Origin of the sequence: Paenarthrobacter sp. NPDC090520, assembly GCF_044769205.1 — a bacterium.
GTDB lineage: Bacteria > Actinomycetota > Actinomycetes > Actinomycetales > Micrococcaceae > Arthrobacter.
Genome location: NZ_JBIVXM010000021.1, coordinates 56,393 through 79,407 on the forward strand (window position 1 = coordinate 56,393; position 23,015 = coordinate 79,407).

Genomic DNA, 23,015 nt, shown 5'->3' on the forward strand with positions numbered 1-23,015 from the left:
GACGGCGGCACCCACGTTCCGTTGGTACGGAACCCGGGTGCCGCCGTCGGGCACGTCTTGTTACTTATCGCCGCCGGGAAGCGGGCGGTTGGCAATGACGGGGGCGCTGCCCGTGTAGCCATCCCGCGTGGCTGCAAGCTCGTGGATCTGCTTGCGGCACAGGAACCATCCCCAGACCATGAGTCCGCAAGCTACGGCAGTGACCAGCATGGTGAGTGGCGACTCGATGAAGACCATCACCAGGACGCCCGCCAGGAAGATCAGTGACAGCCAGCCGGTGTAGGGAGCGCCGAAGAGCCGGAACGACGGGCGTTTGACCCAGCCCTTGTCCGCCCAGCGCTTCAACTGCATCTGGCACAGGACGATCGTGGCCCAGGTGACGATGATGCCCACGGAAGCGACGTTCAGCACGATCTCAAAGGCATCGGCCGGGACGAGGTAGTTCAGCGGGACACCGAGCAGGGAGACGCCGGCCGTGATCGCGATGCCGCCGTACGGTACGCCGGCCTTGTTCATCCGCTGGGCGAACTTGGGAGCCGAACCGTTGACGGACATCGAGCGCAGGATACGGCCCGTGGAGTACAGGCCTGCGTTCAGCGAGGACAGGGCAGCGGTGAGAACCACGAGGTTCATGATCACGTCAACGCCCTGCACACCGATGGAGCCGAAGAACGTCACGAACGGGCTGACACCCTTCTCGTACGAGGTGTAGGGGAGGAGGAGTGCCAGCAGGATGACGGAGCCGACGTAGAAGACAGCGATACGGAAGACCACGGAGTTGATGGCCTTGGGCATGATCTTTTCCGGGTTTGCGGTCTCACCGGCGGCGGTGCCGACGAGTTCGATCGAGGCGTAGGCGAACAGCACACCCTGCATCAGGATGATCATGGGAAGGATGCCGTTGGGGAAGATTCCGCCATTGTCCGAGATGAGGCTGAAGCCGACCGTCTGGCCATCAACGGGCGTGCCGAAAACGACGAAGTAGGTGCCAACCAGGAGGAAGGCCACCAGCGCGGCCACCTTGATCAGCGCGAACCAGAACTCCATCTCGCCGAAGACCTTCACCGACACGAGGTTCAGGCTAAGCACAACCACCAAGGCGATAAGGGCCCACGCCCACTGCGGAACGGCCCCCATCCAAGGGATGTACTTGCCGAAGAAGTTCATGTACAGCGCTGCGGCGGTGATGTCCACGATGGTGGTGGTGGCCCAGTTGATCCAGTAGAACCAGCCCGAAACGAACGCCGCCTTTTCGCCGAAGAACTCACGGGCGTAGGAGACGAACGAGCCCGACGACGGGCGGTGCAGCACCAATTCGCCGAGGGCGCGGAGGATCAGGAAAGCGAAGAAACCGCAGACTGCATAGGCGATGACCAGCGAGGGGCCGGCTGCATTGAGCCGTCCGCCCGCGCCGAGGAACAGGCCGGTACCGATGGCACCGCCGATCGCGATCATCTGGATCTGCCGGGGCTTCAAGTCCTTGTGGTAGCCCGTGTCCTCCTTGTGGAGGGCTTTCTCGCTGGCATGCGCTTGGGCCGGGACCGTGTGGTCCGTGATGGGGTTGGTCATGGGAATCCTTACGGGTGTCCTGTTGGGGGTCTCATGGGCGCGCACTTCTGGGGGTTTCGGGCGCGGCTCAGAGCCTCTTGTGGGTGCCTCATCGGGCGGGACGGCTTTCAAAGCCGCTGGGCTGACTGGCCGGATTGGCCTACTTGCTCAGGTTTGCCAGACGTTCGGGGCTGAGCAGTTCTTCAAGCTGGGCTGCGGTCAGGAGACCGTGTTCCAAGACGAGTTCTGCTACACCCTTGCCGGTGGCCAACGCCTCCTGGGCGATGGCAGTGGCGGAGGCATAACCGATGTGCGGGTTCAATGCCGTGACGAGACCGATCGACTGCTCCACGGTAAGCCGTAGCCGCTCGGTGTTTGCTGTGATGCCCCGGACGCAGCGTGCCGTGAGGGTGCGGCAGGCTGCTTCCAGGTGGGAGATGCTCTTGTGCAGACTGTGCACAATGATCGGTTCGAAAGCATTCAGCTGGAGCTGCCCTGCTTCCGCGGCCATGGTGACCGTGACATCGTTGCCGATGACTTCGTAGGCCACCTGGCTGACCACTTCCGGGATCACCGGGTTGATCTTGCCGGGCATGATCGACGAGCCGGACTGTACCGCCGGCAGGTTGATCTCGCCCAGTCCTGCACGCGGTCCAGAGGACAGCAGGCGGAGGTCGTTGCAAATCTTCGAAAGCTTCACCGCGACGCGCTTCAGTACGCCGGACAGGTGGACGAACGCGCCCACGTCCTGGGTGGCCTCGATGAGGTCGGCCGCCGTGAGGAGGGGTAGGCCCGTGACTTCAGCGAGGTGCCGGCAGGCGGCTTCGGCGTACCCGGCTGGGGCGTTCAGGCCGGTGCCGATGGCCGTCGCACCGAGGTTGATCTCGTGGATCAGCATGTGCGACTCGTCCAGACGGGCACGGTCTTCACCAATGGTTACGGCATATCCGCCGAATTCCTGGCCGAGCGTCATGGGCACCGCGTCCTGGAGCTGCGTGCGACCCATCTTCACGACCGTCCGGAATTCCCGGCCCTTTTCCGCGAAGGCAACTTCCAGCTCCTCAAGGGCTTCCAGGAGTTCCTTCACGGAGAAGATTGTGGCGAGGTTTACCGCCGTCGGGTAGACGTCGTTGGTGGACTGGCTCAGGTTGACGTGGTCGTTCGGGTGCAGCTTCGCGTAGTCACCCTTGGGGTGGCCAAGGATTTCCAGTGCACGGTTGGCGATGACCTCGTTGGCGTTCATGTTGGAGCTGGTGCCCGCGCCACCTTGGATCACGTCCACCATGAACTGGTCCTGGAGCTTGCCGTCCAGGATGTCCTGGCAGGCCTGCTCGATGGCATTTGACCGTTCCTTATCCAGCAAACCAAGCTCGTGGTTGGTGCGCGCGGCCGCCTGCTTGACCGCTGCCAAACCCCTGACAAGGTGTTTGTTGGTGGAGAGGGGTTGCCCTGTGATGGGGAAGTTCTCGATGGCCCTTAGCGTGTGGACGCCCCAGTACGCATCCGCGGGGACGTTGCGGTCGCCCAGGAGGTCGTGCTCGGAACGCAGGGGGATCGCTTGATCGACGGTGGTCATAGCTGTCCTTTAGTTCGTGGTGAAAATCTGTGCAGCGCGGAGTTCGCCGACCGGAAGGCCGCCACCCAACACGGGTGGGCTCTGCAGCGAGTCCAAGCTGCCGCCGTCGAGCCCCAACTCCATCAGAGCCGCGACGGTAATCGGCATGCGCGCCCGGTCTCCGCCGTCGGAAATCTTTACGGCCAAGCCACGGCCGTCCGCGAGGCCCACCAGCTGGAGGCCTTCGAAGCCGTCCTTGGCGAGCAGGCCCGGAACGGCGCGCATCAGGGCGGTGACGTCGCGGCCCTCACCGGCGACCATCTCCGGGAAGCGGCGCATGGCGTGGGCGACTTTGCCTTCGTTGGTGTCTTGCTCTGCTGAGGCAAGACGGCCGTAGGCGCGGGCCATGCCGTGGAGCGAGTGGGCGAAGAGCGGCGTGCCGCAGCCGTCCGTGCTCACTGCGGCGGCTTCCTCGGCGGTCAGTTCGGTGATGGTGTCGCGGACCAGGACCTGCAGCGGATGTTCAGGGTGCAGGTATCCCTCCACAGGCCAGCCGTTGATGACGCAGACGGCTGTCATGGAGGCGTGCTTGCCTGAGCAGTTCTGCGCCAGTTGCGTTGGACCGTTGCCGTCCCGCAGCCATTCGTTGCGTTCTTCAACCCCATAGGGAAGGTCGGAGCTGTTTCCGAGCGCTGCTTCGGTGAGGCCGTGCAGTTTCAGGATTTCGGCGGCACCGTCACGGTGTTTCTTGCTGCCCGAGTGGCTCGCCGCGGTCAGGGCCAGGAGTTCTTTCGGGATGTCCAGGCCGGCCTTGAGGAGGGCGACGGCTTGCAGCGGTTTCAGGCTCGACCGGGGATACATCGGGGCATCCGGCTGGCCGGCTTCCAGTGCCGTGCTTCCGTCTTTATTCAAGGCGATCAGCGAGCCGTAGTGGACGCTCTCCACCAAGCCGTGGCGGGTCTGCTCGACGAGGGGGACGTGGTTGGGCGCTGCTTGGTGGGCCACTTTGGGGCTGGGCATGGTGTCCTTTGGGTGGTTCATTTGCTGAGGATCGTGTCCAGGGCCACGCTGACGGCCTGCAGGTGTTCAGCCATGGCTTTGCTCGCGGCCTGGGAATCGCCCGACTCGATGGCGTCGAGGATGGCGACGTGCTCTTCGTCGGAGCGGTGCTGGCGGTCGGCCACGAGGTTAAGGGTTTCGGACTGGTGGGCCAGGGCGTCGCGGATATCCTGGACGACGCTCGCGAACACGCGGTTGCCACTGGCGCGCGCGACGGCGGAGTGGAAGCTCGCGTCCAGGTTCACCCAGGCTTCGGGATCGTTTTCGTTGAGCATCTCCTGGACGATGTCCTTGAGGTGTTCGAGTTCTTCGTCGGTGCGCCGTTCGGCAGCGAGGCCTGCCGCGGGAATCTCGATGTGAGGACGTGCTTCGTTAAGATCGCGCGCGCTGTACTGGCCCAAGGTAAGGTCATTAGCAACCTTGTTGGCCACAATGAACGTGCCCTTGCCGGTCTTGGTGATTGTCAGGCCAAGGGTGTTGCAACTCCGCAGCGCCTCCCTAATGACCGAGCGGCTCACTCCGTACTGCGCCGCAAGCGTCGCTTCAGAGCTGAGCTTGGTGCCGATATCGAACTGCCCGCCCTCGATGGCTCGCCTGAGCGCCGCGAAGACCGCCTCAGCTGCGGAGATGCGGGAGATGGGAGTGGGCGTTGCGCGGCTTTGTTCTTGCCCTTGCTGTCCGGCTGTCCGGCTGTCTGACAGGTTCACGTTATTGAATATGGCACGGGTCACAAGGGGCTGTCAACGCTGAAAGAACCGCTTCACGCTTTGGGCGTTTGGGGTGGCGTACGACGGCGGGTGGCAGGGTTTCGCTGGCGGGCTGCCATGGTGCCCGGTTCCGTCGGATAATGGCTGGCATGAGGGCCAGTCACCCCACTGCTGAGCGCTTACCCCGCATTACCGTCGAGGTGCCGGTGCTCGACGTCGAAGCGCCTTTGGAATCGCTCGGACGATACGTCGACTCCGTGCGAAAACCGGAGGGCCTCCACATGACGCTGTTGCACGTAGGCATCCTGGATCGGCTGGCTACAGATGTTGTTGCCTGGACAGGCGGGATTGCCAGCGCAGACGTCGTGATTCGGGAAGTCTCCAGTTGGCTGAGAGGACTGCCGGTGCTGGACGGATTCCTAGGCAAATCCGCGAAGCTGGTCACCCTGGGTGGCGGCCGTGTCAGCAGCTTGGAAGTCGAGGTTCCGCAAGCTGTTCATGACTACCAAACCCTGCTTGTCCAAGGGCTCCACGTACTTTTGGACGACCTCGGCCTGGACAACATCGACGACTTCATCCTGAGTTCGCCGGCACTCGGGTACAGGTCGCCCCGTTGGATACCGCATGTAGCCGTCGGCAGAGCCCGCACCAAGCACCAGGAACCCCTGGTGCTCGAAACTGTGGCTTTGGAGTTCGGTTCTTCGCGGATCAGGAACGAGGCATCGCTTCCGTCCGTTGTCTAAGGCGACTCCTGTTCCCGATGTGAGGTTTTCCATGCTGCCCCGCGCCCTCTTCCGTACTGTTGCCTTGGCCGAAGCCGTGACGTGGACGCTTTTATTGATAGGGCTCTTCCTCAAATACGTCACGAAGACAACGGATGTTGGAGTCAGCATCGCGGGTGGCATCCACGGGTTTGTGTTCCTCTGCTACGCCTTTACGGCAGCGTTCACCTGGGTCAACCAGAAGTGGTCCGTGGGCACCGGGCTTTTGGCTGTTTCATCCGCCGTGATCCCGTACGCCACGATTCCGGTTGAGAAATCACTGGATCGCCGCGGCCTGCTTGACGGCGGGTGGAGGCTTGCCGCTGGCGGTGAACAGCCTGTTGGCGCGTTGGAGAAGCTCCAGGCCTGGATCTTGGCCAAGCCGCTTCTGGCCGCCGGTGTAGTCCTTGTTGGTGTGGCGGCCGTGTTCAGCTTCCTGCTGTACATGGGCCCGCCGGATACGTGGTTCTCGTAGGGCTGCGTCGTCCGCTGTGACAAGCAAAGGCGGGGAGAACCTTTAGTAGTCGCCTGACAATCTCTCGGCGGCGAGTTGGAGGATCCAGTCAGGGGTTTGTTTGCCCAGCCCCCGATCTGTGATGATGCGGACGCGGGCAGCAGCAATTTGAACACCGCGATCGTATGAGGATGCCAGATGTTTGATGGGATATGTGGATTCTTGTTCCGCGGCTCCCTCGGCATGTATCCCTTGAGACTCCATTCTTTGCACTCCTCGTTAGTCGGGTTGTCTTCCCGCTTCGCTACCCTCCCGCCCTGAATCGGCCGAGGGGACTTCGGGGCGAGTGTTTGATTCCATTTTGCTAGTGTCGACACCCGGATAATCGTGACGGCTGAAAGGTCTAAGGGCTGGCCCCTCGGCAACCCCCAGCGAATCGTCGGTTGCGCCTTCGATGATCTTCAGTTCCTCCGCGCCCGGAGGGTCCTGAGCGAGAACGGCTATGATCCGGAGGCCTGCCTGTGCCCGTCTCGGTTCGTCCGAGAGGATGCTGTCGAAGGCCCACTGGGCGCGCCGCCACCACTCTGCCCGGTTGTCGGCTGCGGACTTCTGGCGGAGGGACTTCCACGCAATCCACCCCGCAATGCCGGCTGCTATCAAAGCAGCCAGAGGCGTCAGGCCTGCAAGGAATTGCCACCACTCGGCGGGGCCACTGTGAAGGTTGACATCGATGGGGTTGGGAAGCGGTGGGGTCACAAGACCACGTTATGAGGGGTCGATCTTGGCCGGAACAGCTCGGGAGCGTTATGTGGACAACTCCTGCGCTGGCCCGTGACGCGGCCCTTCGGGTGTCTCTGTTTCGCATCAGGCTGGGCGGAGGTCCGCACCGGCGTTCCTTCGCGACCTACTTTGGGTCCGGTTGGTGGGTCTTTCCCGCGTTCTGGGCGCGTTTGGAGGCCAATGTTGGTGGTGGCGGTGCGGGGTGACTGTGGGGGCGTGAGTGGTGCGGGCTTTTTCGGTGGTGTTGGTTTCCGGTGGTGCCGGCTTCGTTAGTGCTTGGTTGGGGTGTTTGTGCCGGGGCAGCCCCAGGAGTGGGGGTTTTGTTCACAGGTGTCGGCGACGAGGGCTGTTTCTGTTTTGAAGACGTGGATGGTTTTGGGTGTGGTGGTGAGGGTGAGGGTTCCGTTGATGGGCAGGGGTGGGCCGTTGTTGACGGAGTAGGTGCCTGTGTAGGTGATGGTCAGGATGGCGGGGTAGTTGCCGGTGGTTGTGTAGGTGTGGCTGGTTCGGGTCTCCGTGGTGAGCCAGGCGTTGGCGGGGATGGGGTAGCCGGCGGCGGGTGTGGGTCCGAGGGTGGTGCCGTCGCCGAAGGTGTAGGTGTAGGTGGCGGGTGTTGCAGTGAGGTGGACCGCTTGGCCGAGGATGGTGGTGTCGAAGTGTTGTTCGGTGGTGGTGGTGTAGAAGTTGGTGGGTCCGCCTTTGAGGGTGTTGGGGAAGGGTTGTGCTTCGAGGGTTCCTGGGTTCACGGGGAGTTGGCGGAAGTCGGTAAGGATCCGGGCCGCGATGTCGGCCAGGACGTTCTGGGGTTCTGAACCGTAGAGACACGTTGGACCACTGATTCCCCTGTATTGTGTCCAGTCCGGATTGGTTATGCCTCTGGGCGCCCGCTTCCAAATGACAGGAGTTCCTGCAGCACCACCCGTAGTGGTGGGAGGGCATTCAAGTCCCTGGCAACCGAGTTCTCCTCCGCCTGCACGGCAAAAGGTGTCCGGTTTGTACTGGTAAGGATCCTCATCGACCGCAGTGGCTCTACCAAGATTCGCGACGGGCAACCCGGTAGCCGGGTCCGTCCTGAAATAGGCGCTCAACTCCAAGCCCGTTTCGCCTCTATTGGCATGAATGAACGGTTCGTCGTTCGCTGCAGCAGTACCGGGAGCCATCCCTGCCAGAAGCAACCAACTGGTGACTGCCGCGATGCCCAGAAAAGTTCGCATAGTCACCCCAGAATCAGGCCGTTGTCGATGACCTGCCAGAAGCCGTTTTGAAACGTAGCTTTCACTGCTTCGGCCGTATTGGATGCTTCCGAAATCTCAGGACGGGAGCTCCCGTCGGACCGGAAGTAGCGAATCTCTTCTTGTAGGACCTGTACTTTCGCAACTTGAGATCCAGATCCGTCTTGCCACAGAACCTCAACCGTTGGGATGGTTATCCGGCCTCCCAAGAGCCACCGACCGTCGGCGTAGTTAGCTTCAATTGCCCGTGAATAAGCAATGCCTGACTCTGTTGTCGTATCCGTGGATTTTGCCCAAGGTGCCATGTCACCCGTTTCGGTCGCGTAGGAATATGTTGCGTACCAATACCGGATAAACGCCTCCAGCCCCTCCTTGGTGTTCTCCTTCGCCAGAGCAGGCATCACCGGCACGGGCACGTTCTGGGCCTTGCCCGTTGCATCCGCTGGCTTGTATGGGCCGCTAGATGTGAGCGGGGGTGTCCGGGTTCCCGCCTCCGACGCGCTCGAGGCGGGTGTCGCCGTCGTCGTGCTCGTTTCGGGAGGTGTGCTGCCGCCTTGGCAACCGCTCAGCAGCACAAGAGTTACAACTCCGACTGCGACGGACCGGAAATGGGCATGCGGAATTAGGGCAAATGAACGGCGGAACATCAGACTCCCCAGTGACTGTTTTGGCGTAGTGCCCGTCAGTCTAGGCAGGAGGGAACACAAGAATCACGCAGCAATGAGGGCCCTGTGGATAACTCCAGGGCAGGAACTACCCTCGCAGCTTCTCCATATCGCGGCGGTCTTTCTTGGTGGGACGGCCGGCGCCGCGGTCGCGCTGGGGGAGGCCCAACGCGGGAAGAACCGGCCGCGCAGGCGTGTGGTCGGTGAAGCAATGGGATGCAGCCTCGGCGCCAACGCGTTTGGCGATGAGCCGGCGTACCTCAAAGATCCGCTCCCATCCGGATTCGCGGACCCGGATGGTGTCGCCGACAATCACGGTCTGGGATGCCTTCACCGGATTGCCATTGAGCCGCACGTGTCCAGCGCGGCAGGCAGCGGTCGCAGCGGAGCGGGTCTTGTAGGCGCGGATGGCCCACAGCCAGGCGTCTACCCGGACGGTCGCGGGGGAGGATGGCAGGCTGTTCATGATTCAGTCGAGTCTAGCGAAGGGCGGGAGGTCACGAAACAGCGGGAAACCACTCGAGATCGCTGGAACGCTCCAGCGAATCAGCAGGCTTCCCGCGAACGCTGCGGCCAGGCACCGCGAACGCTGCGGCCAGGCACCGCGAACGCGGCGGCAAGGCAGCCCAAGGACTACCGAACCGTCACCTCAATCCGCTGCGCCATGTTGTTCCCCATGCCCTGGTAGTTCCACACCTGCTCACGGGGTTGCAGCGCGCCGGAGGAGTCCATCGCCCGGCATCGCAGCACGTGCTCACCGGGCCTTGCCACCCACACCATGGACCAGGATCGCCAGGCAAAGTCGCCCAGCGGATCATCGAGGTGGGCGGGCATCCACTCTCCGTCGATCCCCACCTCGACCCGTTCAATGTCACCGTGCCCGGACCACGCCTTGCCACGAATCATCACGGGACCCGCGTCCACCACCCGGCGCCGCGTGAAGAAATCGGGGATACCCGGAGGAACCATCAGCGACCGAACCCTGATGTGCGAAACGGGAAGGCCCGGACCGTCAGGACCCTGCAGATAGTGATAGGCGACCGCTTGCTGGTATCCCATGAACCGCGACGTCACAGCCTCGATCGACGTCAGCCACTTCACGCTCGCCATCCCGTACCAACCCGGCACCAGCAGCCGCACAGGGAATCCGTGTTGCGGCGGCAGGGGCTGCCCGTTCATCGCATAGACCAGCATGACTTCCGGGTGCCTGGCCTCCGCTACGGTCAGGCTGCGGGAGTACTGCTCTTCGGCGCCTCCCTGGATACCGCGGTCCGCGCCGGTAAAGACAAGTTCGACGGCGTCACTCGCCAACCCCGCCTCCTCCAACAGCGGTGCCAAGGGAGTCCCGGTCCATTCGGCGGTGCCCACGGCGCCGAGCGTCCATGGCTGGCTGAGGGGCCGGGGTTGCAGGAGCGCCCGCCCGTTTCCTGCGCACTCCAACGTCACGGGCATGGTCACGGCAGGTCGGGCTTTGAGGTCTTCGAGGCTCAGTTCTAAGGGGTTGGAGACCGCTCCGCCAAGCCGTAACCGCCAGGATTCCGCGGAAAGGAACGGCACGTCGAAGTGGACCAGCAGGTAGTGCAGGCCTGCCGGGGTGATGTCCTCCTGCAACGCTTCGAGTGGCATGGAGTGGTTGCGCCCCGCGAGCTGGAGTTCTTCGTGGGTCAAGGCGTCTTGCGTCGGCTGGCCTGGAGTGGCTGCGACGCCACGTTCAATATGGGGTGTGGACATGGGCGGCGGCGTTCTACTGGTACCTGACGCTGCGGGCGTGACGCCTCGGCGGGACCAGCAGCACTTAGGTCAAGGATCACGCCGCACCCGAATGCCGTCAATAGCCCGTTGCGAGGCCCGCTGAACGTTTCAAACAAGCGGGCAAGCACGCAGGGCGGGCCACACAACGCAAGGAGACTACCGGCGTCGGAGTTCCGGATACTCCAGGTGCGGGGCCACGGTGCCGGCATCGCGCTCCAGGAAGTTGACGGCGGGAGCAACGATGTCGTCGATTTCGTCCAGGACGGCCTCACTCAGCACCACGTCGGCGGCCTTCAGATAGTCCGTCAAGTGCTCCTCCGTGCGCGGCCCAATGATCACACTGGTCACCGCGGGGTGGTTCAAAGCGAAAGCAACGGCGAGCTGGATCAACGTCAGCCCGTGCCGTGCGGCGAGTTGGCCCAGGGCATCGGCGGCGTGGAGCTTGCCTTGGTTGAAGGGCTGGGTGACGTCGAAACGGCCCGGCAGCGCGGAATATCGCGAACTCTCCGGCTGGCCGGCGCCCACCCGGTAGCCTCCGGCGAGCCAGCCGCCGTCGAGCGGTCCGTAACTCAAAACCCCGACGCCGTACTGCTGGGTGATGGGGAAAACGTCGCGTTCATTGGCGCGGACCAGGAGCGAATAAGGGACCTGGTCCACCACGGGCGGGGTGAGGTGGTTGGTGTTGGCGATCCACTGCGCCTCCACCAGCTGGGCGGGGCTGAACACGGACGTGCCGTAGTAGAGGATCTTGCCTTGCCGGATGAGGTCGTTGAGGGTCGTGATGGTTTCCAACAGGTCGGTGTTGTAGTCCGGCCGGTGCGCTTGGTAGAGATCAATCCTGTCCGTGTTCAAGCGGCGCAGGCTGTCCTCGACGGCCCGGACAATCCAGCGGCGCGAGTTACCGGCATGGGCCGGGTTGGAACCCATCTGGCCGTGGAATTTGGTGGCAAGGAAGACGTCGTCCCGCCGGCTGTGAATGGCCTGTCCCACCACGGTTTCGGCCTCGCCCTGCGAGTAGATGTCGGCGGTATCGATGCTCGTGATGCCCGCATCGAGTGCGGCCTTGATGATGCGGATGCTGTCCGCGGGGCCGGTGGGTGCGGTTCCCGTGCCGAAGTTCAGGGTGCCCAGGGTCAGCGGGCTGATCAGGGCGCCAGTGCGTCCAAGCGTCCGTAGCTCATTGAGGCTCATGTTGGCTTCCTGTGGTGGGTCTGGATGTCCCATCGAGGCTACACAGCGGTGCCGTGGGCAGAAACGCAAGCGGTAGAACTTCTTCGTTTTTCGTCTCGTGGAGTAATGGAACGAGCCTTACTTCGCGATATTTCTTGACATTCGGCAATACAAATGACGCGGGAATCAACAAATATGGAGCTTCTGTGGATCGCGTGAATTATGGGAAATGAGTTCAAACGACGCACGAAGGGGACAGCGAAAATGACGCAGACAACAGTGGAAGAAACCGCCGCCATCAAGGCTGCCTTTGCGCAGTTCCCGTCCGGCGTGGCTGCGTTCAGTGCGATGGTGGACTTCACGCCTGAAGCGTTGGTGGCGTCATCCTTCACTGTGGGAGTGTCCCTGGAGCCGCCGCTGGTGATGTTCGCCGTGCAGAACTCTTCTACTACCTGGCCGAAGTTGCGGCAGGCGGGCAGGCTTGGGGTCTCGGTTTTGGCGGAGGGGCAGGAAACCGCGGCACTCCAGTTGGCCTCAAAAACCCGTGATCGCTTTGAAGGATTGTCCACCAGCGTCGCCGACTCGGGCGCGGTCCTGATCGACGGCGCTGTCCTCGGGTTCGAATGCGAAGTTGTTTCGGAGACGCCGGCAGGGGATCACGCGATTGTGGTGCTTGAGGTCAAATCGACCACGGTCAACCACGAATCGAAGCCGCTGATCTACCACGGCGCCGCTTTCAACAGGCTGGCCGCCTAGCAGTCAGGAGTTGCGGCTCGCGCCGCTCAACGAACCTTTACGAATGGGGCTCGGAGACTTTCCGTTCTTGGAAGTCTTCGGGCCCGATCCAGTGGCGCCGTTTGTTTTTCCGGCAGATTGGGCTGTCTTGGCGGCTTCGGGCTTTTTCGCTCCGTTGCCCCCGGATGAATCCTTCGTGGGCTTGGCTGCCGAAGCCGCGCTGGAGTCGGGAGCGGAACCGTTCCCCGTGGAGGGGTTGGCGGGCGAGTCATTCTCATCGATGTCCCGGACCGTCACCTTGATGGCCGGCGGCTGATCGGCCTTGGCCCGGGCGGCCGCGCGCTCGTCGGCCTCCGCCACGGCGTCTGCCCAGTCCTTGGCCAGGACCGGCGGCTCTTTGGCGGCGGCAATGAGCAAGGGGTGGTGGGAGGTCTGGTTTTCCACCACATCCTTGACCTGTTCAGGTTTCGGCAGCTTTCTCGGATCGATCGCTGACTTCCACGCGCCGTCCTTGACGGCCGCAGACGCCTCTGCGATCCGGCGTCGGGCATCTCCCAGGAGGTCGCGCTTCGGCGGGACGGGAGCAGGGGGCGTTTCCACCACGAGCGCCGGTGCCGGCGGCGTCGAAGGGTCCGCTACGGCGGCAGCCGCGACGGCCTCAACCTGGGCGGTGTCCGGATGGGGGCCTGTTGCCAGCTGGTCCAGCGGGGATGCGGCCGCCTCTGTGGCAACCTCTGCGGGAATCACGACGCCGGGACTCACCTCCACTGGTCCACGCGCCGGACGACGGGGCAAGCGGACGATGGGAGTGGTGTCCTTCTTGGGGAAAATCCCAACCATGGCAAGCAGGACAATCGACAACAGGCGCCCCACTCCAGCCACAACCAGGGTGATGATGATGACCAACCCAAGTCCCAGGAACATGAGGACAGCCATCCCCAAAGTACCCAGATACGTCAGGTTGATGGCGAGTGTTGTCGGATCCTCCACTTAGCCTCCCCTGGCCGTCGTTTTGTGATGCGCGCGGTGCCCACCCAGCTTGCTCCATCCAGCCTACGGTTCAGCACTGACGGAATCACGCGCGGCTCAGGCGTCTGGCGCGGTTGTTTCGAAGCTGTTATACGGCGTGGGAAAATATGTTGCGCAGCTCTCATTTACAGACTCGGAAAGGGGCATTTTGACGCCTGATACCAGCCGCCTCCGCAACGGCGCTTGCCCCTGCCTGTCGGGCGAGCAGTACCCCGCTTGTTGTGGCCGCTTCCACAGCGGCGACGCCGACGCGCCTACTGCAGAACAGCTCATGCGCTCCCGGTATTCAGCCTTCGTCGTCCTGGATCCGGAGTACCTGATGCGCACGTGGCACACCAGCACCCGCCCGGGATCGATGGAGCTGGACCCGGACATGCAATGGCGCCGCCTTGACATCCTTGGCGCCACTGGCGGAGGTCCGTTGGACACGGAGGGCACGGTTGAGTTTGCTGCCCACTACAGGCACGACGGCCAACGCGGAGTCCAGCGCGAGCACAGCCGTTTCGTCAGGGAGGACAAGCGTTGGTACTACGTGGACGGCGACGTGCTTTAGCCTGACGGCCCGCTACCGATACTTCCGGTGCAGGTTCTCCTTGGCGGACTCATGCGGTGACGCATCCGCGATCCACGGCCCTGTTCCCTCGGACTGGTCCAGCACGCCGGCCTCGAGCCAGGTGTAGTCACCGGCGAGGACTTTGCGCGAGAGCCCGTGATCGGCGTCGTCCGTGTTGCGCCAGAGTTGGTCGAAGTACTCGTCCACCCGCACCCTGGCTTGCTCACAATAGGCCTCGGCCAATTCGAAGGCGGCGGCGCCTTGTTCCGGGTGCGTCCGCAGCATGTTCTCGGCCCGGGAGCAGCACGCAGCCATGGCAAAGAGTTCGGCCCCGATGTCAACAATCCTGCCAAGGAACGCTTGCTTGTGCTCAAGTTTCGCCTGCCAGCGTCCCATGCCGTAAAAGGTCTGCCGCGCCAGCCGCCGCGAAGACCTCTCCACGAACCGGAGCTGCTTGGCGAGCCTGCCGAATTCGGCGTAGGACCGCGGATCCATCCCGGCGCCTGCCACAAGCTTGGGCAGCCAGCGTGCGTAGAAACCTGAAGCCCCGACGGCGGCCCTCGCCTTGTCCTGCAGGCTCGCATCCGCTGAGGCGAGGTCGCCGGCAGCGGCAAGGTGCGCGTCAACGGCTTCCCGGGCGATCAGGAGCTTCATGATCTCGCTGGATCCCTCGAAGATCCGGTTGATGCGGAGGTCGCGCAAAAGCTGTTCGGCAGCTACAGCCCGTTCGCCGCGCGCCTCGAGGGAGTCCGCCGTTTCGAAGCCCCGTCCACCGCGGATCTGGACCAGTTCGTCGGCGATCCTGCAGCTCAACTCCGTGGACCAGAGCTTGGCCAAGGCCGCCTCGATGCGGATGTCCCTGGCACCTGCGTCGGCCATCTCCGCGGACAACTCGAAGACGGCCTCCAAGGCGAACGTGGTGGCAGCAATGAACGCGATCTTCTTGCCTACGGCTTCGTGCTGGCCAACCGGCCGACCCCACTGGGTGCGGGCGTTGGACCATTCGCGGGCGATCTTGAGGCTCCATTTGCCGGCGGCAACGCACAACCCCGGAATGGAGAGGCGTCCCGTATTCAGCGTGGTGAGGGCAATCTTCAGGCCTTGGCCTTCGCGGCCCAGGCGGTTGGCGACGGGAACACGGACCTGGTGGAACCGGGTCACACCGTTCTCGATGCCGCGCAGGCCCATGAACGTGTTCCGGTTCTCCACGGTGATCCCGGGGGAGTCCATCTCCACGACGAAAGCGGAGATGCCGCCCTTGTGCGTGGTGCCGTTCGCATCGGTGTGGGCGGGGACACGGGCCATGACCACTACGAGTTCAGCGATCACGCCGTTGGTGGTCCAAAGTTTCACGCCGTCCACAACGTAAGAACCGCCGTCGTCGGACAATACGGCAGTGGCGCCCATCCGGGCGGGGTCACTGCCGACGTCGGGCTCGGTGAGCAGGAAGGCCGTGACGGCTCCCGCGGCGCAGCGCGGCAGGTACTCCTGTTTTTGTTCCGGGGTTCCGAAAACCTTGACTGGCTCCGGTACGCCGATGGATTGATGGGCCGAGATCAGCGCTCCGAGGCTTGGATGCACGGAACCGATCAGCGCCAGGGCACGGCCGTAGTACACCAGTGATAAGCCGAGGCCGCCGTATTCGCGGGGGATCTTCATGCCGAAGACGCCGAGGTCGGCGAGCCCGGCCAGGTAGTCATCGGGCACCTTGGCCTCACGTTCGATCACCCGGCCGGACATGGTCCTGCAGAACGCCTCAAGCTTGGCCATGAACTCTTCGCCGCGCTCAACATCCTCCGCTTTGGCTTGTGGCCAGGGGTGGATCAGGTCCAGGTCGAAGCTGCCCAAATAGAGGCCCTTGGCGAAGCTGGGGCGGTTCCATTCGGTTTCGCGCGCGGCTTCGGCGACGGCGCGGGCTTCCTCGGCGGTGGCGTTGACGCTTGCTGCGGAGAGACTGTTGTCAGTGGCGGACGTCATGGAATAACTCCTCTAGCCGGTTGTGCCGGATGGAGCCAGGGTCCGCCTCGGGTGGGAACCCTTCAGCTGTCCCTCAATGCTACCCGCGGGTAGCTTCCCGTACCAGTGGAAACCTGGGGCTGGAACTCCACCGGAATTTCCACCTGTCCGGCGTGGTGGACCAGGCTGTCCCAGGCGAAGTTGATGCCGTGGACCAAGCCTCCGAGCACGCTCTTGACCATGTACCAAACGAAGCTCAGGATGCCGATGAAAACTATTGCGGCCACGGCTGCCGCCGCGATGAACGCGACCAGGAGTGCAGCGAAGCCAAGCGTTCCGATAAAGACGTATGTTCCGGTTTCAAGCGCAGTAAAGTCGAAGTTCATAGTGCCCCCCTATGCGACAGTGCGTGGGTAGACGCGGCGTTGCCGGCGTCGATGATCTGACCTTAGGGCTGGCGGCCCTTTGCGGCCAGCAGGGAAACGCTGTTGATACGGGATCGAAACCATACCGCACGGTAGGTCACGGAAAGGGCACGACGGCGGCACGCACTCGGGCGCGCGGCCCCGCCCAACTGGGTCGCAGCAGTGCGCGTTTTGACGGTTCAAAACGCGCACAACTGCGACTTACTTGGGCGATGACACTCTGCGTTAACCTTGTACGGGGCAGTTTTCGCTGCCGGTCAGGTTTCGCAGCAGCTGAAGGAGAGTAATTGTCCCGTTCAGCCATGTCCTCCGCCGACGCTATCAGTGCCCGGCTTCGCGACCTCGAACAGCTGACCAAGGGACCTGCCTGGGCGCTGACCCGCTCGGCGCCCTGGGTGATCGCCGTCCTCCAGGCCTCCTTCACCCGCACCCGGCCGCAGCTTCCGCTCGAAGAGTTCCATGCCGACGTCGACGCTTTTCTTGAGCAGCTTCGCCGCCAGGACCCGACGTTGGGCGGCCAGCAAAACGGCAAGGCGTTTGGCGACGAATGGACGCGGAAGCAGTTCCTGACGCGCCGCAACCAGTCCGGCCAGATCGTCTACGAAGTCACTGAAGCCGCGGCCCGCGTGCTCGCGTTCCTGGACAGCCTCTCCAGCGAACGCTCCACCCTTAACGGTTCCCGGCTGGGCACCTTGCTCGGGGACGTCGAAAAGCTCGCCAACGAGACCAACCCGGACCAAAGCGCACGCCTGGAGGCCCTCGAGGAAGAGATCCAGGAGCGGCAGCAGCTTGTGGAGGACATCAGCTCGGGTGAGTTCGATGGTCTTCTTGACGATGACGAAGCCGTAGAAGCAGCCGGCAACATCCTGGACCTCGCCGCGAGCCTGCCTGCCGACTACAAGAAGATGCGTGACCGCATCGAGGAACTGGTGGGCGAGCTGCGCAACCAGATCATCGAGGAATCGCTCAGCAAAGGCGCCACCATGGCCCAGGTGCTGGAAGCGGACAAGCGGCTCCGGCAAAGCCCGGAAGGCCGTACGTTCCGTTCCTTCACGGCGTTCCTGGAAGACCCTCAGCAGCAGTTGCGCTTCCGCTCAGCCATCGGTGAGGTGCTGAGCCGCCAGTTCGCGGATGACCTCTCGCACGAGGACCGCGAAACGCTGAAGAACCTCGTCGCCGAACTCCGCACCCAGCACAGCCAGATCCAGCGGATTTACGGCAAACTCTCGGAGAGCCTCAACACGTACATCCAGAGTGACGATGTCCGTCAATCCGTGAGCCTGCGGAAGGTCCTCGCCGAGGCCGAGCATGCCATCAGGTCGCTGCCCTACGAACGCGACCGGCCCGGATTGGTTCCCGGCCCCGTCCTGTACAACGCAGGCTTTGAGTCCCTCGCAATGGTCAAGCTCTTCGACCCCGACGAGTTTGCCACTCCGCCGCGCCTGGCCGACCCCATCGCCTTCAGCGACTCGGACCGCGTGAAGTCCGCCCGCACCGGAAAGGCCAGGCCCGCCGTCGTGCGTGCCGCCATGGCCGGTTCGGCCACCATCGGCGAGGCATGGGAGAACCTGCCACCCGAAGAACGGCACATCAACACTGTCCGTTCCCTCCTGTCCATGGCGCTGCAGTCAGGTGCGGCCTTTGACCGGGCCACGTGGGAACACATCGACTTCGAACAAATCGACGGCAGCATCCGCACGGCGTACCTGCCGGTCGTCTCGCTGAATGAGGATTCTGATGACTGAGGAAATCACGACGACGGACGCCACCTTGGAGGAGGACGTCACCGTTGAAGCGGGTCACCAGGCGGATCCCTTCCGGGTCACCCCGCGCGACACGTTTGTTGATGGTGCCGCGCTGTTCCCCGGGGACACCGGCGTGCTGCCGATGAAGGTCCGGCACGCCCTGGTGAAGCTCCTGAAGGGCCCGTACATCGACGGTGGACGGGACGAGAAACTCTGGACCACGCTCCTGGACAACCAACTGATCCTCCGTAGCCGGCTCTCCGAGCTTTTCCTCACTCTCCAGCTGGACCATGACCGCAAAATCGCGGTCCTCCGTCCGGTCGATCCCGAGATCATCGGCGCCAGCTCCCGTTCGAGCATCCTTCGCCAGCAGAGGGCACTCAGCCGGGTTGAAACCATTGTTTTGCTGCGCCTGCGCCTTCTTTTGGACCGCCACGTGACAGCCCAGACGGACCCAACCATCACCCGCGAAGAGATCTCGGACCTCGTAGCGAACTACACACCTGCCGGCCAACAGGACGCGTTGCGGGACTCGGACGTGGTCACGCGCACCATCACCAAACTCCTGGCGCGCCAACTCCTCCTCCCCACCCCGCTCGATGACACCTACACCATCAGCAACGCCCTCCCGCTGGCCCTCCCGTTCGAAAACATCGGAGACATCCCGGCCCACATCGAGTCTTTGGTGGCAGTAGCAGCCGACGAATCAGGGACAGAGCCGCTGCTGGACCTGGACTCTGATTCGCAAACGGAAGACGACGACTCCGCGGACGCAACCCCGACTGACGGGACAGAGAAGTGACGATCGCAAGCATGCTGCCCCTCGGCGAACTCACCAACCCGGGCCAGATGCGCTTGTCGCTCGTCCAGGTGGTCAACTGGGGCACCTTCCATGGTGCCCACACCATGCACGTGGACCGCAACGGCACCCTGCTCACCGGTAACTCCGGTGTTGGCAAGTCGACGCTGTTTGACGCGATGCTTCGCGTTTTCGACGCCCGTCCACGTTCCAACGAGGCCGCTGCCCAGCGTTCGGGCGGTGCTGTGGAGGACAAGAGGACCACGTTCACCTATATGCGCGGCAAGGTCGGTGACAAGGCTGTCGGCGATGGTTCGGCCAGTGCCTTCCAGCGCCCTGGTGCCACGTGGTCCGCCGTCGCACTGACGTTTGATAACGCTGCTGGCACCAGAGTGACGGTCTCTGCGCTTTTCGACCTGCCCAAGAACGGCACGGAGTCCAGCGTTGGTCGCTTCTATGTGATCGACAGCAAGCCCCTGGACCTGGAGGCCATTGAGGGCATCGCCCAGAAGCGTTTTACCAAGGGAGCGCTGGAGTCGATCTTCCCCGAAGGCCAGGTGTTCGACGTCCACAAGGCCTTCGCGGAAAGGTTCCGCAGGCTCCTGGGAATCAACTCGGACCAGGCGCTCCCTTTGCTACGCGTGATCCAGGCAGGCAAGGGCCTGGGCGGCAGCGTGAACACGTTCTTCCGCGACCAAGTCCTCGATGCCCCGGCCACGCTGGCCGCCGCCGACGATGTGGTGGAAGAGTTCAGCAACCTGATGTCCATCCGCCAGCGACTGGAGGACGTCCGCCAGCAGCGCGACCAGTTGGCGCCGGTTCCCGGGCTGAATAAGGATTACGCACAGGCCCTCCTGGACGCGAACCGGTTGCGCGAGCTCGCCGGGGAGGAGTTCGTCGCCTTCAAGCAGCAACTTGCGGTGACGGTGCACGCCAAAACGCTGGCCCGGTTCAAGGAGCTGGCCCAGTCAAAGGCCCAGGAACTTGCGGCCGAGCGGACCGTGCGGGACGCCTTGGCCAAGGAACTGCGCGAGCTCGAGTCGGACTACAACAACCGCGGCGGCAACGCGATCTCGGCCATTGAGCAGTCGTTGGAAAATGCGCGGGTGGGTCTCAAGCTCCGCCAGCAGGTGGAGGAATCCGCCAGGAAGGCGTTGAGCGATGCCGGCCTGGACCTGGAATGGTCGGCGGAGGGCTGGGACCAAGCCCACGAGCAGGCTGCAGCCCGATCGGCCGCCTTGCAGGATGACTCGGAGTCACTGAAGGAGCTCCGCTTCGAAGCCTTCGATGCGCACGCCACCAAAAAGCGCGAACTGGCAGCGGCCGGGCAGGAGCTCTTGTCGCTGCGGTCGCGCAAGTCCCTCCTGCCACCGTCGAGCATTGAGAACCGCGCGGCGATCGCAGCGGCGACCGGCGTTCCGGAAGAGCGGATGCCCTTCGGCGGCGAACTGATCGACCTCGCGGAAGGCCAGGAGCAATGGCGCCCGGCTGCTGAGCGCGCCCTGCGGAACCTCGCCACCACCTTGCTGGTTCCGGGAGAGCACTTTGCGGCGGTGACACGGTACCTCAACGACAACACCGTGCGTGGGGCCCTCCGCGCCGTTGATGTGTCCAAGCCACTGGCCGGCGGCGCGCTGGCTGTGGAGGACGTGTCCGACGGCGACCTCTTGACCAAGTTGAGCATCCTCACCTCGGGTGCCAATGCGGACGCGGGGGAATGGATACGCGAGCGGATCGCGGTCGACTTCGGGTATCCATGCGTGGAGGACCCCGATGAGCTGGCCTCCCTCGACAAGGGCTTGAGCCTGGGCGGCGTGGTCAAACGCAACCGGCACACCGTGGAGAAGGACGACCGCTTCACCAGCCGGCAGGATTACGTGCTCGGCTTCGACAACGCCTCCAAGCTGGAACTCGTTGCTGCGCGCGTAGGCGAGTTGGAAAACGAGCTGGCCAAGGCTGCCGAACTTGCCCAGAGCCGCGAGGATTCGCACCAGGGAATGGCCCGTCAGCTGGAAGCCCTCCGCCGCGTGGCCGAGGACGAACGTCCGTGGGAACAGGTTTCCGCGGCAGTTGCCGCTGACGAGCTGGCCCGGATCGAGCAGCGCCTTGCCGATGCACTCGCCGCCCAGGCCGACCTTGAGCCCCTGCGCGCCAACATTGAGGCCGTACGGGAAAAACACCAGTCCTCCACAGGTTCTGCCGCTGTGCTGCAGAGCGAGTACAAAGCGCTCGATCATCAGATGACCACGGCTGACGGCCTGCTGGACGCGGCGAGGTTGAAGCTCGAGCAAGCACCGCCGTCGGGCTCCACCGTTGCGGCACTTGAGCCGTACTTCGCCGGCGCCGCGGACGTTTCCGAACTCCATGAGCTGGACAATCTGGCCAACAGCGTCCGCAATACCCTGCTCGACGAGCTTCACGCTGCCGAGTCGCGGGGGCAAGCCACAGCTGAACGCCTGACCCGCATCTTCGAAGCGTTCGTGCGCGACTGGGGCAGCGCCATCAGCGCCGACCACGGCACCTCGATCGGTGCAGCCGGTGACTTCGAGTCCCGGTACCACGCGATCGTGAACGACGGCCTGCCCGCCCAGGAAGCCGAGTTCCGCCTGTTCTTCAACCAGCGGACGCACGAGTCCTTCAGCACGCTGTTGCACCTGCTCGATGAGGAACGCCGCACCATCACCAGCCGCATCCTGCCGCTGAACGGGATCCTGTCCGACGTGAATTTCCACGAGGGCAGCTACCTGGAGCTGGACATCAAACAGACGCTGCCGGCTACGGCGAAGCAGTTCAAGGATGCCATCCAGAACGCTTTGAAGGCGAAGCACACCCGGCCGTCCCGCAATGCTGCGGCCGCAACGGAAACCGACGAGGATGCCGAGCTCACGGCCCGGTACAAGTCGCTCGAAACCCTGGTGAAGCGGCTCGGCTCGCAGACGCCCGAAGACCGGCGCTGGCGTGCGGAGGTCCTGGACGTCCGCGGGCACCTGTTCATCCAATGCAAGGAACACCGCGAAGTGCCGGGCAAGACCGGCAAATCGGGCAAGCCGAAGACCGAGGTTTTCATGCACGCCGACACCGGGTCCATGTCCGGCGGCGAACGCCAGCGTTTTACGGCCTTCATTATGGCCGCGGCGTTGAGCTACCAGCTGGGCATCGCCGAGCAGGGCTTCACCATCTACGGCACGGTGATGATGGATGAGGCCTTCGTGCTTGCCTCCGAGGAGTTTGCCGGCGCAGGCATCAAGGCGCTCCACGAGTTCGGCTTCCAGTTGCTGCTGGCGGCGCCCGAGAACGTGATCGATCTTTCGCGTCACCTGGGTTCCGTCACGGAAATCCTTCGCGACAAGCGCACCAACCGGTCCGGTGTCCTCACCGCTCCGGTGATCGCCGGACCGGGCGTGCCTGGCGCGTGGCGTTCGGAAGCCAATCCCGTGGACATCGTGCTCCGCTAAGGCCTCCGCCGCCCGCCTGACTGGCAGTAGCGGTTGTTATGAGCCGTCATAGCAACCACTACTGCCAGCCACATTGGCCTACCCGCGGACGCTGTCCAGGAACTGGGCAGTGCGGAACTCCAGCCCCGCGATTTGTTTGAGGACGACGGCGGCAGGGTCAGGGTTGATCTCGTTGACCGGGGGTTCCTTGCGCACGTTGGCGCTGCAACCAAACTCGGCGCAGATCAACGTCCCCACGGTGTTGCCGTCCTTGCCGGATTGCCCGGCTTTCCTGGCGACCCACAGGTAGACATCGGCCTTGGAGAATACGTCCCGGCACAGTTCGCAGAGCACAGCCCGCTTCTTGCCGGAGCCACCCTCGGGGGCGCGGAGCATGATGCCTGTCAGCTTGCCGTTGGACGGCAGGACCAGGTACCCGCGTTGGGGCATTTTCTCGTCCCGCCAGCCCAGGAACTCCAAGGACTCCCACTCGATCGCGTCGAAGTCGCGGGGGAGGTTGAGCTTGGCGGCTTCTGAGCGGCTGGCATTGATGAACGACGAACGGATTTGTTGCGCAGTGATTTTCTGCATGGTGAAGCTTCTTTCGGAAATTGACGACGTCGGCAGCGCGCCTTGCGCTGCGTCATGACACGGGG

The 23,015-nt window shown here is 63.5% G+C and carries 21 protein-coding genes; 7 read left to right on the forward strand and 14 right to left on the reverse strand.

All coding sequences use genetic code 11. From position 1 onward, the window contains the following. Positions 1–60: 60 nt before the first annotated feature. From ACIQTZ_RS20120 to ACIQTZ_RS20135, 4 genes are all read right to left on the reverse strand, one after another. Positions 61–1,569, reverse strand: a complete 1,509-nt coding sequence (locus tag ACIQTZ_RS20120; protein WP_402983293.1) for an amino acid permease — start codon at positions 1,567–1,569, stop codon at positions 61–63. A gap of 139 nt (positions 1,570–1,708) precedes the next feature. Beyond that, complete coding sequence (gene aspA, locus ACIQTZ_RS20125; RefSeq protein WP_402983295.1) at positions 1,709–3,124, reverse strand: aspartate ammonia-lyase; 1,416 nt, start codon at positions 3,122–3,124, stop codon at positions 1,709–1,711. A gap of 9 nt (positions 3,125–3,133) precedes the next feature. Then, a complete protein-coding gene (locus ACIQTZ_RS20130) occupies positions 3,134–4,144 on the reverse strand; it encodes an asparaginase (RefSeq protein WP_402983298.1) in 1,011 nt (336 codons plus the stop codon). Then, the gene (locus ACIQTZ_RS20135) at positions 4,141–4,869 is read right to left on the reverse strand and encodes a FadR/GntR family transcriptional regulator (RefSeq protein WP_402983301.1); all 729 of its coding nucleotides are present in this window, start codon (positions 4,867–4,869) and stop codon (positions 4,141–4,143) included. The genes ACIQTZ_RS20130 and ACIQTZ_RS20135 overlap by 4 nt, the downstream gene beginning before the upstream one ends. Before the next feature lie 149 nt (positions 4,870–5,018). Here ACIQTZ_RS20135 and ACIQTZ_RS20140 point away from each other — a divergent pair, with 149 nt between their 5' ends. After that, on the forward strand, positions 5,019–5,612 hold the full coding sequence (locus ACIQTZ_RS20140; RefSeq protein ID WP_402983304.1) for a hypothetical protein: 594 nt from the start codon (positions 5,019–5,021) through the stop codon (positions 5,610–5,612). Positions 5,613–5,643: 31 nt separating this feature from the next. After that, positions 5,644–6,105, forward strand: coding sequence for a DUF3817 domain-containing protein (locus ACIQTZ_RS20145; RefSeq protein ID WP_402983307.1), 462 nt, complete (start codon positions 5,644–5,646; stop codon positions 6,103–6,105). Positions 6,106–6,363: 258 nt separating this feature from the next. Here ACIQTZ_RS20145 and ACIQTZ_RS20150 read toward each other — a convergent pair whose 3' ends face one another. The 6 genes from ACIQTZ_RS20150 to ACIQTZ_RS20175 form a co-directional block, all read right to left on the reverse strand. Then, positions 6,364–6,840, reverse strand: coding sequence for a hypothetical protein (locus ACIQTZ_RS20150; protein ID WP_402983310.1), 477 nt, complete (start codon positions 6,838–6,840; stop codon positions 6,364–6,366). 293 nt (positions 6,841–7,133) lie between these two features. Further along, positions 7,134–8,078 (reverse strand): hypothetical protein, encoded by a 945-nt coding sequence (locus ACIQTZ_RS20155; RefSeq protein WP_402983313.1) that lies wholly within the window; start codon positions 8,076–8,078, stop codon positions 7,134–7,136. Between the two features lie 2 nt (positions 8,079–8,080). Further along, positions 8,081–8,743, reverse strand: a complete 663-nt coding sequence (locus tag ACIQTZ_RS20160; protein WP_402983316.1) for a DUF6318 family protein — start codon at positions 8,741–8,743, stop codon at positions 8,081–8,083. 106 nt (positions 8,744–8,849) lie between these two features. After that, a complete protein-coding gene (locus ACIQTZ_RS20165; protein ID WP_400270185.1) occupies positions 8,850–9,227 on the reverse strand; it encodes an RNA-binding S4 domain-containing protein in 378 nt (125 codons plus the stop codon). Between the two features lie 167 nt (positions 9,228–9,394). After that, positions 9,395–10,492, reverse strand: a complete 1,098-nt coding sequence (locus tag ACIQTZ_RS20170; RefSeq protein WP_402983319.1) for a sulfite oxidase — start codon at positions 10,490–10,492, stop codon at positions 9,395–9,397. A 177-nt stretch (positions 10,493–10,669) separates the two neighbouring features. After that, a complete protein-coding gene (locus tag ACIQTZ_RS20175; protein WP_400333663.1) occupies positions 10,670–11,704 on the reverse strand; it encodes an aldo/keto reductase in 1,035 nt (344 codons plus the stop codon). Between the two features lie 243 nt (positions 11,705–11,947). On the opposite strand from ACIQTZ_RS20175, the gene ACIQTZ_RS20180 reads away from it, so the two are divergent. Continuing rightward, positions 11,948–12,439 (forward strand): flavin reductase family protein, encoded by a 492-nt coding sequence (locus ACIQTZ_RS20180; RefSeq protein ID WP_402951450.1) that lies wholly within the window; start codon positions 11,948–11,950, stop codon positions 12,437–12,439. Between the two features lie 3 nt (positions 12,440–12,442). Here the strand turns inward: ACIQTZ_RS20180 and ACIQTZ_RS20185 are convergent, their stop codons facing one another. Continuing rightward, positions 12,443–13,408, reverse strand: coding sequence for a hypothetical protein (locus ACIQTZ_RS20185; RefSeq protein WP_402983322.1), 966 nt, complete (start codon positions 13,406–13,408; stop codon positions 12,443–12,445). Positions 13,409–13,595: 187 nt separating this feature from the next. On the opposite strand from ACIQTZ_RS20185, the gene ACIQTZ_RS20190 reads away from it, so the two are divergent. Then, on the forward strand, positions 13,596–14,000 hold the full coding sequence (locus ACIQTZ_RS20190) for a YchJ family protein (RefSeq protein ID WP_402983325.1): 405 nt from the start codon (positions 13,596–13,598) through the stop codon (positions 13,998–14,000). Positions 14,001–14,012: 12 nt separating this feature from the next. Here ACIQTZ_RS20190 and ACIQTZ_RS20195 read toward each other — a convergent pair whose 3' ends face one another. Together ACIQTZ_RS20195 and ACIQTZ_RS20200 are read right to left on the reverse strand one after the other, a co-directional pair. Next, positions 14,013–15,977 carry an acyl-CoA dehydrogenase family protein gene (locus ACIQTZ_RS20195; protein ID WP_402983328.1) on the reverse strand — a complete coding sequence of 655 codons (1,965 nt, stop codon included), beginning with the start codon at positions 15,975–15,977 and terminating at the stop codon, positions 14,013–14,015. A gap of 62 nt (positions 15,978–16,039) precedes the next feature. Further along, positions 16,040–16,342: a hypothetical protein gene (locus ACIQTZ_RS20200; protein ID WP_402983331.1), complete on the reverse strand. Its 303-nt coding sequence runs from the start codon at positions 16,340–16,342 to the stop codon at positions 16,040–16,042. Between the two features lie 326 nt (positions 16,343–16,668). Here ACIQTZ_RS20200 and ACIQTZ_RS20205 point away from each other — a divergent pair, with 326 nt between their 5' ends. From ACIQTZ_RS20205 to ACIQTZ_RS20215, 3 genes are read left to right on the forward strand one after another with little or no spacing between them, the layout of a single operon-like run. Beyond that, a complete protein-coding gene (locus tag ACIQTZ_RS20205; RefSeq protein ID WP_400333677.1) occupies positions 16,669–18,126 on the forward strand; it encodes a DUF3375 family protein in 1,458 nt (485 codons plus the stop codon). Next, on the forward strand, positions 18,119–18,928 hold the full coding sequence (locus tag ACIQTZ_RS20210; protein ID WP_402983334.1) for a DUF4194 domain-containing protein: 810 nt from the start codon (positions 18,119–18,121) through the stop codon (positions 18,926–18,928). The genes ACIQTZ_RS20205 and ACIQTZ_RS20210 overlap by 8 nt, the downstream gene beginning before the upstream one ends. Next, complete coding sequence (locus ACIQTZ_RS20215; protein ID WP_402983337.1) at positions 18,925–22,380, forward strand: ATP-binding protein; 3,456 nt, start codon at positions 18,925–18,927, stop codon at positions 22,378–22,380. Before ACIQTZ_RS20210 ends, ACIQTZ_RS20215 begins: the two co-directional genes overlap by 4 nt. Positions 22,381–22,458: 78 nt before the next feature. On the opposite strand, the gene ACIQTZ_RS20220 is transcribed toward ACIQTZ_RS20215, so the two are convergent. After that, the gene (locus ACIQTZ_RS20220; protein ID WP_402983340.1) at positions 22,459–22,950 is read right to left on the reverse strand and encodes an FBP domain-containing protein; all 492 of its coding nucleotides are present in this window, start codon (positions 22,948–22,950) and stop codon (positions 22,459–22,461) included. Positions 22,951–23,015: the final 65 nt, after the last annotated feature.

Bases quoted from the DNA above. Each gene is read 5' to 3' on its own strand.
- ACIQTZ_RS20145 (WP_402983307.1), top strand. From the start codon at position 5,644: ATGCTGCCCCGCGCCCTCTTCCGTACTGTTGCCTTGGCCGAAGCCGTG.
- ACIQTZ_RS20130 (WP_402983298.1), bottom strand. From the start codon at position 4,144: ATGAACCACCCAAAGGACACCATGCCCAGCCCCAAAGTGGCCCACCAA.
- ACIQTZ_RS20175 (WP_400333663.1), bottom strand. From the start codon at position 11,704: ATGAGCCTCAATGAGCTACGGACGCTTGGACGCACTGGCGCCCTGATC.
- ACIQTZ_RS20210 (WP_402983334.1), top strand. From the start codon at position 18,119: ATGACTGAGGAAATCACGACGACGGACGCCACCTTGGAGGAGGACGTC.
- ACIQTZ_RS20195 (WP_402983328.1), bottom strand. From the start codon at position 15,977: ATGACGTCCGCCACTGACAACAGTCTCTCCGCAGCAAGCGTCAACGCC.
- ACIQTZ_RS20180 (WP_402951450.1), top strand. From the start codon at position 11,948: ATGACGCAGACAACAGTGGAAGAAACCGCCGCCATCAAGGCTGCCTTT.
- ACIQTZ_RS20220 (WP_402983340.1), bottom strand. From the start codon at position 22,950: ATGCAGAAAATCACTGCGCAACAAATCCGTTCGTCGTTCATCAATGCC.
- ACIQTZ_RS20155 (WP_402983313.1), bottom strand. From the start codon at position 8,078: ATGCGAACTTTTCTGGGCATCGCGGCAGTCACCAGTTGGTTGCTTCTG.
- ACIQTZ_RS20160 (WP_402983316.1), bottom strand. From the start codon at position 8,743: ATGTTCCGCCGTTCATTTGCCCTAATTCCGCATGCCCATTTCCGGTCC.
- ACIQTZ_RS20170 (WP_402983319.1), bottom strand. From the start codon at position 10,492: ATGTCCACACCCCATATTGAACGTGGCGTCGCAGCCACTCCAGGCCAG.
- ACIQTZ_RS20140 (WP_402983304.1), top strand. From the start codon at position 5,019: ATGAGGGCCAGTCACCCCACTGCTGAGCGCTTACCCCGCATTACCGTC.
- aspA (WP_402983295.1), bottom strand. From the start codon at position 3,124: ATGACCACCGTCGATCAAGCGATCCCCCTGCGTTCCGAGCACGACCTC.
- ACIQTZ_RS20120 (WP_402983293.1), bottom strand. From the start codon at position 1,569: ATGACCAACCCCATCACGGACCACACGGTCCCGGCCCAAGCGCATGCC.
- ACIQTZ_RS20200 (WP_402983331.1), bottom strand. From the start codon at position 16,342: ATGAACTTCGACTTTACTGCGCTTGAAACCGGAACATACGTCTTTATC.
- ACIQTZ_RS20165 (WP_400270185.1), bottom strand. From the start codon at position 9,227: ATGAACAGCCTGCCATCCTCCCCCGCGACCGTCCGGGTAGACGCCTGG.